The 13,388-nt window shown below is 57.6% G+C and carries 8 protein-coding genes and 1 pseudogene; 4 read left to right on the top strand and 5 right to left on the bottom strand.

The features are described from left to right. Positions 1-190: 190 nt before the first annotated feature. Positions 191-418, bottom strand: coding sequence for a DUF333 domain-containing protein (locus SOPEG_RS13110; protein ID WP_236851474.1), 228 nt, complete (start codon positions 416-418; stop codon positions 191-193). A gap of 253 nt (positions 419-671) precedes the next feature. Between SOPEG_RS13110 and nifJ the strand changes: the two are divergent. The 3 genes and pseudogenes from nifJ to SOPEG_RS13130 all read left to right on the top strand — a co-directional run bounded on the left by nifJ (position 672) and on the right by SOPEG_RS13130 (position 6,730). Then, a pseudogene (gene nifJ / locus SOPEG_RS13120) lies at positions 672-4,203 on the top strand (pyruvate:ferredoxin (flavodoxin) oxidoreductase). Positions 4,204-4,922: 719 nt separating this feature from the next. Beyond that, positions 4,923-5,426 (top strand): hypothetical protein, encoded by a 504-nt coding sequence (locus SOPEG_RS13125; protein WP_148297075.1) that lies wholly within the window; start codon positions 4,923-4,925, stop codon positions 5,424-5,426. Continuing rightward, a complete protein-coding gene (locus SOPEG_RS13130) occupies positions 5,426-6,730 on the top strand; it encodes a collagenase (RefSeq protein ID WP_025245691.1) in 1,305 nt (434 codons plus the stop codon). Before SOPEG_RS13125 ends, SOPEG_RS13130 begins: the two co-directional genes overlap by 1 nt. Before the next feature lie 181 nt (positions 6,731-6,911). Here SOPEG_RS13130 and SOPEG_RS13135 read toward each other — a convergent pair whose 3' ends face one another. Together SOPEG_RS13135 and SOPEG_RS27595 are read right to left on the bottom strand one after the other, a co-directional pair. Then, on the bottom strand, positions 6,912-8,978 hold the full coding sequence (locus SOPEG_RS13135; RefSeq protein ID WP_158382402.1) for a pentapeptide repeat-containing protein: 2,067 nt from the start codon (positions 8,976-8,978) through the stop codon (positions 6,912-6,914). Between the two features lie 86 nt (positions 8,979-9,064). Next, positions 9,065-9,553, bottom strand: coding sequence for a hypothetical protein (locus SOPEG_RS27595; RefSeq protein ID WP_148297076.1), 489 nt, complete (start codon positions 9,551-9,553; stop codon positions 9,065-9,067). Here SOPEG_RS27595 and ttcA point away from each other — a divergent pair. After that, on the top strand, positions 9,518-10,438 hold the full coding sequence (gene ttcA / locus SOPEG_RS13140; protein ID WP_148297077.1) for a tRNA 2-thiocytidine(32) synthetase TtcA: 921 nt from the start codon (positions 9,518-9,520) through the stop codon (positions 10,436-10,438). The two genes, SOPEG_RS27595 and ttcA, sit on opposite strands and share 36 nt — an antisense overlap. A gap of 785 nt (positions 10,439-11,223) precedes the next feature. Here ttcA and zntB read toward each other — a convergent pair. Further along, positions 11,224-12,207, bottom strand: a complete 984-nt coding sequence (zntB, locus tag SOPEG_RS13145) for a zinc transporter ZntB (RefSeq protein WP_025245694.1) — start codon at positions 12,205-12,207, stop codon at positions 11,224-11,226. A 61-nt stretch (positions 12,208-12,268) separates the two neighbouring features. After that, complete coding sequence (locus SOPEG_RS23070; RefSeq protein WP_025245695.1) at positions 12,269-12,946, bottom strand: leucine-rich repeat domain-containing protein; 678 nt, start codon at positions 12,944-12,946, stop codon at positions 12,269-12,271. Positions 12,947-13,388: the final 442 nt, after the last annotated feature.

Below are 13,388 nucleotides of genomic sequence, written 5' to 3' on the forward strand. Positions count from 1 at the left end.
CCGGGCCGGCGTTAAGCGCGAGGGCGCCCGGCAGGCGCCCCACTCACCAACGCCGCTTGCCGGCAGGAGAACAGGCATTGCGCGTCCGCTCTACCGGCTCAGCGCGCCGGCAGAGGTCAAAGCGCAGGAGACCACTCACCGGCATCGCTTACGGGCGGTGGCAAAGACGTTGCGCGCCCGATTTGCCGGCTCAGCGCGCCGGCAGGCGGCGGCCGTCGGTGAGCTGGCACATTCCTACGGTGGAGCCATCCAACTGCAGGGCGGCGGTAAGCGTGCCGCCGACGCCGCTACAGGCGGCCTGTTCCGCCTGGCTCAGCACCGGGCGCGGCATACGTACCGCCGTCCCCTGCTGTTCGGGTTCGTCATTGACACTGGGATCGCTGTTGCACGCCACCAGTAACACGACTGAGGTAGCCAATAACCACCGTGATAACGTCATCAAAGGGCTCCGCAAGGATAAAATAGGAATAGTCTGGAAGAGCCAGTGTAGCGGCAGCGGGCGCTTTCGTCGAGAACCCGCCGATTGACTTTACACTTCATCTGTCTTTCCTCGCGTTTCTTGCATCACACAAAAGCTAAAATCCCCCAGGGTTAGTACTGCTATACTTGCGGCAATTCATGATAAGCCAATGATTTCACGGCTATCATCTGCAGCACAGATAAGGGTCCTCATGATCACCACAGACGGGAACAATGCAGTCGCCTCGGTGGCCTACCGCATTAACGAAGTTATCGCCATCTACCCCATCACGCCCAGTTCTACCATGGCCGAGCAGGCCGATGCCTGGTCCGAGACCGGCACGCCCAATATTTGGGGCGACACCCCGCGGGTAGTGGAGATGCAATCCGAAGCCGGCGCCATCGCCACGGTGCACGGCGCGCTTCAAACCGGCGCGCTGTCCACCTCGTTCACGTCGTCTCAGGGATTATTGCTGATGATCCCGACGCTTTATAAAAGCTGGCCGGCCAGTTGACCCCTTTTGTCCTGCATGTGGCGGCGCGCACCGTTGCGACCCACGCGCTGTCGATTTTTGGCGACCATTCGGACGTCATGGCGGTGCGCCAGACCGGCTGCGCCATGCTGTGCGCCAATAACGTCCAGGAAGCGCAGGACTTCGCGCTGATTGCCCAGGTGGCCAGTCTAAACAGCCGTTTGCCCTTCATCCACTTTTTTGACGGCTTTCGCACCTCCCACGAAATTAACAAAATCGCGCCGCTGTCGGATGACACATTAAAAGCGCTGCTGCCCCAGGACGCCATCGACGCCCACCGCGCCCGCGCGCTGACGCCGGATAATCCGATGATCCGCGGCACCTCCGCCAATCCCGATACCTATTTCCAGTCACGGGAAGCCACCAACCCCTGGTACAACGACGCCTATCGGCAGGTGGAGCAGGCAATGGACGACTTCGCCGCCGCCACCGGCCGGCACTACAAGCCGTTTGAATATTATGGTCATCCGCAGGCCGAGCGGGTCATTGTCGTGATGGGATCCGCCGCCGGTACCTGTGAAGAGGTGATTGATACCCTGCTCACTCGCGGTGAAAAGGTCGGGGTGGTCAAGGTGCGGCTATTCCGCCCCTTCTCCGCCCGACATTTGCTTGAGATCATACCGCAGACGGTTAAGGCGATTGCGGTGCTGGACCGGACCAAGGAGCCGGGGGCACAGGCGGAACCGCTGTATCTTGATGTGATGACCGCGCTGGCGGAAGCCTACAGTCGGGGCGAACGCGACGCGCTGCCGCGTACCATCGGCGGCCGTTTTGGTCTGTCTTCCAAAGAATTCGATCCGCCGTGCGTGCTGGCAGTGTTTAACGAGCTGGCGCAGGCGGCGCCGCGGCCGCGTTTTACCGTGGGTATCTATGATGATGTTACTCAGCTCTCGCTGCCGTTGCCCGAGGCGACTCTGCCGCGTCAGTCGCGGCTGGAGGCGCTGTTTTACGGTCTGGGCAGCGATGGCTCGGTGTCGGCGACCAAAAACTCCATCAAGATTATCGGTAACGCCACGCCGCTCTTCGCCCAGGGCTATTTCGTTTACGATTCAAAAAAGGCGGGGGGATTAACCGTTTCCCATCTGCGGGTTAGCGAGAACCCCATTAATTCCGCCTATCTAGTGGGTGAGGCGGATTTTGTCGGCTGCCACCAATCGCAATTTATCGATAAATATCAGATGGAGGAGCGCCTGCGTCACGGCGGTATTTTCCTGATGAATACCCCCTACGGCGCCGATGAAATCTGGCCGCGCCTGCCGCAAGAGAGGTACAGGCGCTGCTCAATGAGCGCCAGGCGCGTTTTTACGTCATTAATGCCCAGCAGATTGCCCGCGAATGCCGGCTGGGCGCGCGTATTAACACCGTCATGCAGATGGCGTTCTTCCAGCTGTCCGGTATTTTACCGCCGTACACAGCGTTAAGCGCCCTGCAACAGGCGGTGGCCAAAAGCTACAGTAGCAAGGGACAAGAACTGGTGGAGCGCAACTGGCAGGCGCTGGCGGCGCCCCGCGAGACGCTGTTTAATGTAGTGCTACAACCGGTCGACGGGGCAAGCCCCGTGCGCCCACCGGTCGTCTCCGATGTGGCGCCGGATTTCGTCAAAGTGGTGACCGCCGCCATGCTCGCCGGTTTGGGTGATGCCCTGCCCGTTTCGGCGTTGCCGCCGGACGGCAGCTGGCCGATGGGCACCACGCGCTGGGAAAAGCGCAACATCGCCGAAGAAATTCCGCTGTGGGAACCGTCGCTGTGTACCCAATGCAACCACTGCGTCGTCGCCTGTCCCCACGCCGCGATCCGCGCCAAGGTCGTCCCGCCACAGGCGCTGGAGAACGCGTCGGCAGGTTTGGCGTCTCTTGAGGTTAAGGCGCGCGATATGCGCGGCCAGAAGTATGTGTTGCAGGTGGCGCCGGAAGATTGCACCGGCTGCAATCTGTGCGTTGAGGTTTGTCCAGCTAAAGACCGGCAAAACCTGGAAATCAAAGCGATTAACATGGCATCGCGTCTGGCGCACGTGGAAGAGGAGAAGGTGCATTATGATTTCTTCCTCAACCTGCCTGAAATCGACACCCGCACGCTTGAGCGCATCGATATCCGCACCTCGCAGCTGATTACCCCACTGTTTGAATACTCCGGCGCCTGCTCCGGCTGTAGCGAAACCCCGTATATCAAGCTGCTGACCCAGCTGTATGGCGACCGGGTGCTTATCGCCACCGCCACCGGTTGCTCTTCTATTTATTATGGCGGCAACCTGCCCACCACGCCCTATACCACTAACGGCCGCGGTCCGGCCTGGGCCAACTCGCTGTTCGAGGACAATGCGGAATTCGGCCTGGGCTTTCGTCTAACGGTGGATAGCCACCGCCAGCGGGTGTTGCGTCTGCTGGATAAGCACGCCGGGTCGTTACCTGATGCGCTGGTGGCGGGCCTGCGCGCCGCCGAGGCGCCGGTGGAAGAACGCCGGCGGCACATCGGCGAATTGCGCCGTCTGCTGGGCTATGCGGCAGAGACCACGGCGCGTCAGCTGGCGCGGGACGCCGCCGCTTACCTGGTGGATAAGTCCATCTGGCTTATCGGCGGCGACGGCTGGGCCGACGATATCGGCTTTGGCGGTCTGGATCATGTGATGAGCCTGACCGAAAACGTCAATGTGCTGGTCCTGGATACCCAATGCTATTCCAATACCGGCGGACAACAGTCCAAAGCCACGCCCCTCGGCGCGGTGACCAAATGCGGTGAACAGGGCAAGCGCAAGGCGCGTAAAGATCTTGGCGTTAGCATGATGATGTACGGTCATGTCTATGTGGCACAGATTTCCCTCGGAGCGCAGTTGAATCAAACGGTGAAAGCCATACAGGAAGCGGGGGCCTATCCAGGCCCGTCCCTGATCATCGCCTATAGCCCCTTCGAAGAGCATGGTTATGATTTGGCGCTGAGCCATGACCAGATGCGCCAACTGACCGCCACCGGCTTCTGGCCGCTGTATCGCTTCGACCCTCGTCGCAGCGAAGAGGGCAAACTATCGCTGGCGCTGGACTCCCGGCCCCCCTCCAGCGATCTGTCCGCCACGCTGCTTAACGAACAGCGGTTCCGTCGGCTGAATACCCAACAGCCGGACGTCGCCAGCGCCCTGTATCAGGCGGCGGAAAAAGAACTGAAGCAGAAATATGATTTCCTGGCGCGGATGGCCGGTAAGGCGGAAACCTCCGGTTGACGCCTACGCATTCCCCTGGGTAATGCTTTTCACAGGGTAGGGCCGCCGCCGCCCCACTCGCGCGCCGCCGTGCGAAACCGTTTTCTATCTCTTTTCCCCGTGCCATCCCCTGCGACGTCCTCCCCTTTTTGGCAATGCTCCCGCCGCTGCCGCGTCAGAATGAAATCCACAACGCGCTATTTTTTCCAAAAGCATGTCATCCCATCTCAACAAGTGTAGATAACTCGTTATATTAAAGGTCGATATTCACGCTTGGCACTAAGAGATCTCACTGCTCCTATCCAGACTGCATCCGCACGGCAAGAGTAACTCTATCTCTTATGAATAAGGAAACCGACCGTTATGTTAGTAAGATTGTTCGGACAACAGATCGCTACCTTTCCCTCCGGCATGCAAACGATACCCACCATGGCAGGTGTGGCGCTAAGGCCGCGCCAACCGGCGACGGCACGGGCCAAATGTTTTCGGATCACTGTTAAATATCAAGGAAAATGAATGCCAATTCAGGAACGAATAACCGCCCTTTCTGTCAAGAAATCGATCTCCCCTTCGGCGACGGACTCTTCTGTCTCCTCACGCTCGCAAAAACTGGCGCAGTTAACGCGCCTTGCGACCGTACCCGAACAAGTTACCCACAGCGGGGCGCTGCCCGTGAACACTCCCCGGCAATGGGCTTTTCCCTCCGTAAATGGGCTTTTCCCTCCGTAAACGAAACCGCGGTGGCAAAAACCGCGCAACAGCGCGCAATCATTCTCACCGGCAGGAAACAATTGATGAAGGATCTGCACAGCGACTACGACCCGTTCTTGAAAACCAGCTTTGGCCATAGCCCTCAAAAACTTCGCTATGCGGTGCAGGAAATGAATGATCGACTCGGTACAGGCAGGCTATTTGACGCGGACATCGCCGATCTGCGCCTGTTGACCAAATATATCGAAAGTGATTATCAACGTGTCACGCTCCCCAACGCCTTCGCCGGCGAACGTGAAGACGCCCGCCAAGCCGATTCCATGGCGTTATCAAGATTAGGGGATTGCCTGACGGCCAGGAAAACGGAGCTTATCTCAGCGGATCCGGGCGCCCGCGAAACAGGCGCTGACCTAGTCGACCCGCCGCTGCTGATATTGGCGAAAACCTGGCTGCAAGCGTTGGGAATCATGGTACGAAATCACCCGACCCCGGCGACAACGTCAAAAAAAATTATAAAAATCTGCGCATGTTGATGACGCAATTCCTGACCTGCACACAGTTCCAACGCATGAGTGATTATGCCTCCAGCAACTGCTTTATTGCACTTTGCGATCTCATAAACAGTGTGCCCCCACACAGCCGCGATGATCAATTTTTATATACCAAGCAAAAGCAGCTCAAGAGCGTTATCAAGCAAACGATCCGAGCATCACTGGAATTTGCCGCAACAGGATCAGATGTCTATGCTTTGGATCATTTGCGTCGCGCGATGGATGCTTATACCGCCATTGGCGTCAGAGTAATAAAGTACAGCCATATGCATGACCAAGGTTCGTTACTCAAGCCGCTTAACCGACAACTTACCCACTGGCTTAAGGCTTATAAGGATTTGGGAGAAAAGAGCCCGCTGAGAGAAGAGATTCGCGTGGTGCTGGCGAAATATGTGGCGGATACCGGGCAAAACCCGACTGAATTATCTCGTCACTACTTTCACGGGCTGTTCAAGCCGCTTAATCACCGTACCCTTGTCCCGCACAAAACCCCATTATCAACCGGCGGCGAGCTGCAATCGCAGCTCGCGCTCTCTCCTTGTGAACGCGATGAGATTGGTAGGGAACTCGAAAAAACAGTCGCAAAATTTGTTGCGCTGTTTGGCAAAAAAACGGTGATGGATTATGTCTCTAAACCGCTGCGGATGGTTGTCTTCAAAGAGAGAAAGCAATACGTATGTTATGGTAATTATCCTTACCGCATTAACACTAATAACGGTGGACTCTTCGTCAAAGGCGAACCGAGCAGTCCTCACAATCAGCCAAGCCTATATGTGTATTACCAGGAAAGAAAAATTCTTAATCTTTGCCATGAGTTTGTGCATTTTCTCGATAGTAAATACATTACCTATGGCAACAGCGCCTATCTCCCCTCAGAATGGGTGACCTTTTGGCAAGAGGGCGTAGCACAATATCTCTCCGGTCAGGGTGAGGCTTATGCCGCGGCGGCATTGCGACGCGATCCTGACGGCCAGCGCCCCAGTTTATCGCAAATTGTTGATATCGACGCCTATTCCGCCGACGGGCACAGCGACAGGCTGTACGTTTGGCCTTACTATGTGTTTAAATATCTCGCGAGCACCCCCGAGACCAAAGATATCAGGAGCGCATTAGCAATAGCGCTCGGGAAGCCGGACCATGGCGGCGCTTATAAACGTGTGTTGACCGAGTTTGTGACGGCGCATGCCGATCGGTTCAACGCCTGGTTAGACACAGAGACTATCCTTGCCAAAACCGCCCGCGAGGGTGCTAACGCACCTCGTGCCGCCGCGGCCGCACGCGCGTAAAGCCCTATTTTCAGCACTTGCGCGCTAGCGCATCGAGGCAGGCCATCGCCTGCGTCATGGGTACCCTTTGCGGCTCCTGGCCCCTGCCGTCGAGGCGGCTACTGCCCAGTGCGCGGCGACACGCGCCGCGGCTGAGATAATGACGGCAAAGCCTGTACCAAGCCTTTCGCCACCTGTGGCGCTAGCGCCACTCGACCGGCATGACCTGCTTTAATACCTCTGGAAAATGCGTCGTCCCGTAGCCTAACATCTCACTGGCCACGACGGAGGCGCAGGTGGCTTCACCTTGGCGGCCAAGCAAAGCGTTTTTCCAGACGGTGAAGTCGCGTGCGGCGTGAGCGATGCGGCTCAGCAGCGTACAGGCCCGATCCAAGAAGGCGCAGGCGAGACTACGTAATGCATAAGGCGAATCATCCTCGGTCCCGAATAGGCTGTTCGAGGCACATTTGGCAAAGAGCGCGGCTAGGCAAAACGTCACCTGCGCCCGCTCAGCAGGTGAACGGTCAACCAACAGCGCCAACTGCATCAGCCGTGCATAAAAACCCTCATCAAGCGTACAGTTGCCGTCGGTGTCGAACCGATAAACCCTGTTCGCCCATAAGCCGTGCATCAGCAACTGCTTCTCAGGACTCACCAGTTTAATGTTTGAGTACGCCTGTTTCGTCGTTTCCACAAACAACTGCTGGGTGGCGGCACTCAGATTTAAGCGGGCCAAGACCTCAATAATATGTTTTTCGCTAAGCCGGCGCAGATAACCCGACTGGAACAGCGGAAAGCGCTCTTGGCGCAAGGTTTCCCAGCAATACTCCTGCCGGTTCACGGGGACGCCATCGCGGTAAAGGTAATAATGCCGGCAGTCCGCAGCGCTATGATCGCTACCGAGTAAGCTTTCAAGCCCCTCCTGCGATAACAACAGGGCGTAGGCGGAGCGTTTGCCGGCGAGGAAAACATAATTGGCCGCGCTTTTATCCTGCCAGTTGGGTGCATGTTTCGCACGATCACCAAATTCCTCCTTCAAGGCATAAGGTGCTATCCGGCGATGGGTGAGATAACGCGCATACAGCGTTTTCGCCTGCTGCACCGTCGCCGACGCGCGACGAGCATAGATGGCCTGGGCAATCGTCTGGATAAAGGCGGCGCTATGGATAACCATACTCTCCGGGTAACGGCTGAAGGTGTCGAGTATGACGCGCAGCACCTCTTCTTGTTGCCGGCGCATAATTTTCGTGTCGAAGATGCTGATAAAGCGCGAGCCGATTTCCTGTGACCAGCGGGCAATATCCAATTCATCATAATAAGGCGCGCTGGACAGTTTATCTAATAGCGCGGGGGCGACGGTGGCCAGGGAAAGGTCGGTTTGCTGTAGTGAAACCATTATCTGCCGCATTAACGTGATTTTCAGCGGCTGATAAACCGGGCTGATACTGTCAATGGCCTGCAAGACGCCACCGCCTTTGGCGTAATTGCTTGGATTAAGATAATTATCGAGGGCGTTTTTTTGACTCCATCCGGCTGATAGATCCAGTTTGAGGTCCCCTTCAATAATGGCCCCTTGGAAATTCATATTGCACATGCCGCCAGGAGAAATATGCGCGCCGCTCAGATTGGCGTTGCGCAAACAGGTGCCACGAAAGTGGGTAGTGCGCAAATCCGCATTGCGCAGATTGGCATATCTGAGGTAGGCGTCGCTGAGATCGACATGCCGCAACTTGGCGCGGTAGAAGCTGGTGAGTTTGAAGTTGGCATTATGTAGCTTGGCGAAATCCAATACGGCATGGTTCAGTTGCGCTTGATTTAAATCGGCATGCTGTAAATCCGCTCGACGTAACAGGACCTTGTCCAACCGTGCGCGATACAGCGTTGCGTGGCGCAATTTGGCCCACCGCATGTTACAGCTGGTGAGATTCGCGTGGCTTAGATCGCTCTGGCACAATAGCACGGCCGTCATAGTGACCCGGTTAAATTCGCTTTTACGCAGATTCGCACCGGTGAGATTTAATCTTCGCGGCAGGGTCATATCACTCATGATAAGATGGGGGAGATCCAACGCGCCAATATGTCGGTTACTGGCCGCCATGAGATTTTTCAACACCCACCATTTGGCCTTTTGCCACTTGGCTTTATGCGGTTTGCTCGAGGCGTCAGGAACGGTGCGGCTTAATATCATCCTGGCCGTGGTTTTAGCACCTTCGGCAGGTGCAGATCCTGCACCTGCACGATCCGATGGATGAGTCATTGCTCTGAACATAGTCGTCCCCCCTCCGCGTTGGCTCGAATAAGTCGCTCTCCTAAACGTCATCCCGCTCTGTTACGCGATGCGCCCCGCCCTGAGCGTCATCCCGCCGCGTTGCCTGATACGCCCCGCCCCTGAACGGCATCCCAGGGGGGATCCGTTTTACTACCATAGCGATTAAGTGGAAGGGGCGAAATATCTCTGCGGCAGCGAAATTGCAGTTTTAGCCGATTTAAGCGGGCAAGGAATTGCTGAGTCGCCGTTAATCCCCAACCCGGATAGCGCGAGAAACGGGTCGCGCGCGGTCTGGCGGCGAGACAGCAATGCACATACCCCCCTTCGCTGCGCCCCATCCCACCAGGGCGAGAGAAATAGGACGCCTTGATTGGCAGCCGCGAGAAAGCGGGTAAAACCGCCGGCGGCTGCATTTTTTGTCTGTCGATGCTGGCATTATCGCGTACAATCCGTACCATACGCCGGTAATGCCGCCCCGGGAAAACCTCTGGCGCGCGCAACGTCATCACGTTATGAGGAAGGCTGAGAACGCCGTGGTCATGCAAAAGCAGCAATACAACATTAATAAACTTCAAAAACGCCTGCGGCGCCACGTAGGCCAGGCGATTGCCGATTACGCCATGATTGAGGAAGGGGATCGCGTCATGGTCTGCCTGTCCGGGGGCAAGGACAGCTACACCCTGCTCGAAATCCTGAGCAATTTGCAGCAAAGCGCGCCGGTCAATTTTTCCCTGGTTGCCGTCAATCTGGACCAGAAACAACCCGGCTTCCCGGCGCATGTGCTGCCCGAGTATCTCGCGTCACAGGGCGTCGAATATCATATCGTCACCGAAGATACCTACCGTATCGTCAAGGACAAAATTCCCGAGGGTAAAACCACGTGCTCGCTCTGCTCACGCCTGCGCCGGGGCATTCTTTACCGCACCGCCACGGAATTGGGTGCGACGCGCATCGCGCTCGGCCACCATCGCGACGATATTCTGCAAACCCTGTTTCTGAATATGTTTTACGGCAGCAAACTCAAAGGGATGCCGCCCAAGCTTATGAGCGACGACGGCAAGCATATCGTCATCCGACCCCTGGCCTACTGCCGCGAAAAGGACATTGCCCGCTTCGCGCAGGCGCGCCAATTTCCGATTATTCCCTGCAACCTGTGCGGTTCGCAGCCCAATCTCCAGCGCCAGGTCATCGGCGATATGTTGCGTGACTGGGACAAACGCTACCCGGGGCGGAGCGAGACGCTGTTCCGCGCCATGCAAAACGTGGTGCCGTCACATCTTAGCGACACGCAATTATTCGATTTCAAGGGCCTGACGCAGGGCAGCCCCGTGGTGGGCGGCGGCGATATCGCCTTCGATCGCGAAACGTTTCCCCTACAGCCCGCGGGCTGGCAAGACCTACTGGAGGACGACACACCGTCGGTTCCTGACGGCCGACTGGACATCGTGGAGCTGCGCTAACGGGCCCGGCGCTTTCGCGGTGAACGCGCAAGCGGCGCTGGCGAAGCCGGATAAACCGCCCGCTGCCGAATTCTCAGCGCCAGCGCAGGCTGACAGCCTCTATGCCGGCGCACACCCCGCCCGGTCTCGCTTTGTCGTGCCTAATGCGGTACGGCGCGATTTTCACGGCGCTTTACCCTCGCTGACAGCTTCATAGCAGATGCGGCGGCGGATCATTAATCGGGTGCGGATCGGGATTATAGGGCGGCTCCAGCGGCGGCTCGGGGATCGGTGGGAATCGGATCGTTGGGTATCGGATCGGTCGGAATGCTCATTTGGTAGCGGACTGCTGAGCTGCAAGCAGCGCGGGACTCGGTCATCATAATGCTTCCCCTCTCTGATAGGCGTTACCGGGTTGACACGCCATTACGCGTGGCGTGGCGTTTATGGCCGATGTGCGCCGGCCTGCCGCCATGGCCTTCACGACGTGCTTTGTTAAAGCGTAGTAAGCATTACGCGTCAGAACAAGCGGGGTTTGGCCGCGCCGGTCGCCATTATCGCCTTTGGCTCTCATGGGGGGCAGCAGGGATAAAAAAATGCCGGGCTATTCACCCGGCATCATCTGAATTAAATATGCTATGCAATAATTCAAAAAAGGAAATAAGACAATATGGAGCGCAACGCCCATCGCTTGACGTTGCATTCACCTGCGAAAGTGATCATGCCTCATATTGCGGACACTATTATTGATATTGCTTAATTTTAGGGACAAAAAGACGCAGCGTCCGCATACGGCGCCCCCGCGGTTACAACCATCTACGCTGTTTTAACCACCACGCAACGCCGGCGATCACTATCACTAACACCAGGCAAAACAGCGCAAAGCCGTAGCGTTCGCTATTGCCCGGAATGCCGCCTAAATTCACGCCGAACAGGCCGGTCAGAAACGTGGTCGGTAAAAATATCATTGCCATAAGCGACATGGTATAGCTGCATCGATTAATGGCTTCCGCCATCAGCGAATTGATCTCATCGGCGACCACCGCCGTGCGGGCGATGGCGCCGTCGATGTCGTCCAACCCGCGGCCCAAACGATCGGCAATGTCCTGCATGTGCCGGCGATCATCGTCCGTCATCCAGGGGAGATGCTCGCTGGCCAAACGCGAAAACACGTCGCGCGGCGGCGTCATATAACGCCGTAGGACAATAAGCTGCTTACGTAAATGGGATAGCTGGCCACGGGGCGGAATCTGTTGATCCAGCAGATCGTTCTCCAGGGCGATAATCTTGTCATGCAGATCTTCGATGAATTCGCTGGTATGGTCGGTAAGCACGTCGCTCATCGCCATCAGCCAGCTGCCGCTATCCTCCGGCCCCTGCTTTTTCTGCAAATCGTCGAATATCTCCTCCACCGCCTGAATCGGCTGGCGGCGCGTGGTGACTATCAACCGGCCGGTGATGTAGATGCGCAGCACAATCAGCTCGTCGGCGTGGGACTCGTTGGCGAAATTGATGCTGCGCAGCACCACCAGCGCGCCTTCACCCAGGCGGGTAACGCGCGGACGGGTGCTGCTGCCGGCCAGGGCTTCGCGCACGGGATCGGGGATCAGGGGCGAACGGCTGAGCCACTCGGCGCTGCCCTGGTGCTCCACGTCCAAATGGAGCCAGCAGGTCCCACCGCACTCCGCGATCGCGTGATCCTCAATCGGGATCACCCCACCCTGACCGTCAAGCTGCCCGGCGTAAACGATTTCAGAAAAATTAAGCGTGTTCCCCGCTGACAGATCCAACATCCAGCACCTTTGTTAACCATGAGTAGGCACCAGTATAACCGTTTTCACCGGGGTGCAATCAGGAGGATGCCGTGGCCTTTCGCCCCGTCAACTCACGCAGACAGTCCTGCGCCGCCGGCAGCAGCGGCGCGCCGATACCGCTGCGGGCCAGCGCCGCCGGACTGCCGTAAAAACCGCCGGCGGAAATTTTGATCTCGCCGGCCAAACGCACGGAGAAAATGATCAGTTGGATCTCTTCTCCCGCCGCGCACCACTCTTCACCCTCCCCCGGCTGGCACGCCGGCAGCGTCACGCGGCGCCAGGCCAGCGGGCTGCGAATACGCTGCGCATCCAGCAGCAGCGGGCCGCTTAACTGTAAATCCGGCGGCAGGTGGGTTATCGCGGTACCGCAAATATTGAGATAACCGTTGACCTTTAGCCCGGCGGGCAGCGTGGACAGCGGCGTATTTTCGAGAAACAACGGCCCCCAGACGGTCAACCCCGGCGGCAATACCGTTATCGAGGTATCTTTTAAATCCAGCACCTCCCCCACGCTGAGCATGGCGGGCAGTTCCCCAAGTGGACAGCCGGTCAGCAGCAAAGAGCCGGCGACCACCAGACGATCCGGCAGCAGAGAGATACCGCTGCCGCGCAAATCCAGGTGGCCTCTCACCACTAAAATCCCGTCGGGGGTAAAAAAAAAGCGCACTTTACTGGCGCCCATCAGGTCAATCAGCGCCGGTAATCGCTTATCCATCGCAAACCTCCCCGCGCTTACGCTACCGCACGTCCAGCGGTCCGTTTATCCCCAGGGCCCGTATGTCCGCGCAAAGCGGCGGCGTAGCGGCAAACGCTCGCCTGCCGGCGGCGACCCGGATCGGCACCGCGTCCTGCGCCGTGCATGCGCCAGCGTCGCCAGACGCAGGATGTTACCCTCGCCAGCGCGCAAGTGGGCTGACCAAAAAGTACAGCGGCTAACAAAGTCAAAATCGGTTGCAATCGCCATGGCAGCTTACTCCTGAAATGTCACAATGGGACCGTAATAACAGGCCGGAGCGCGAGCGGGCAGCGGGGCCCACCGTCGCGCGGGTAAAATGCGTTTCCGCCACGCTGGTGGGCGCACCGGACAGCACCATTAAAATAATTGATTGAAAGTTGTCGCTCGTTTAATAGAATAATCACGGTGATTGACTATCGCT

This window comes from Candidatus Sodalis pierantonius str. SOPE (assembly GCF_000517405.1).
GTDB lineage: Bacteria > Pseudomonadota > Gammaproteobacteria > Enterobacterales > Enterobacteriaceae > Sodalis_C > Sodalis_C pierantonii.

Bases quoted from the DNA above. Each gene is read 5' to 3' on its own strand.
- SOPEG_RS13135 (WP_158382402.1), bottom strand. From the start codon at position 8,978: ATGTTCAGAGCAATGACTCATCCATCGGATCGTGCAGGTGCAGGATCT.
- ttcA (WP_148297077.1), top strand. From the start codon at position 9,518: ATGCAAAAGCAGCAATACAACATTAATAAACTTCAAAAACGCCTGCGG.
- SOPEG_RS13130 (WP_025245691.1), top strand. From the start codon at position 5,426: ATGACGCAATTCCTGACCTGCACACAGTTCCAACGCATGAGTGATTAT.
- SOPEG_RS23070 (WP_025245695.1), bottom strand. From the start codon at position 12,946: ATGGATAAGCGATTACCGGCGCTGATTGACCTGATGGGCGCCAGTAAA.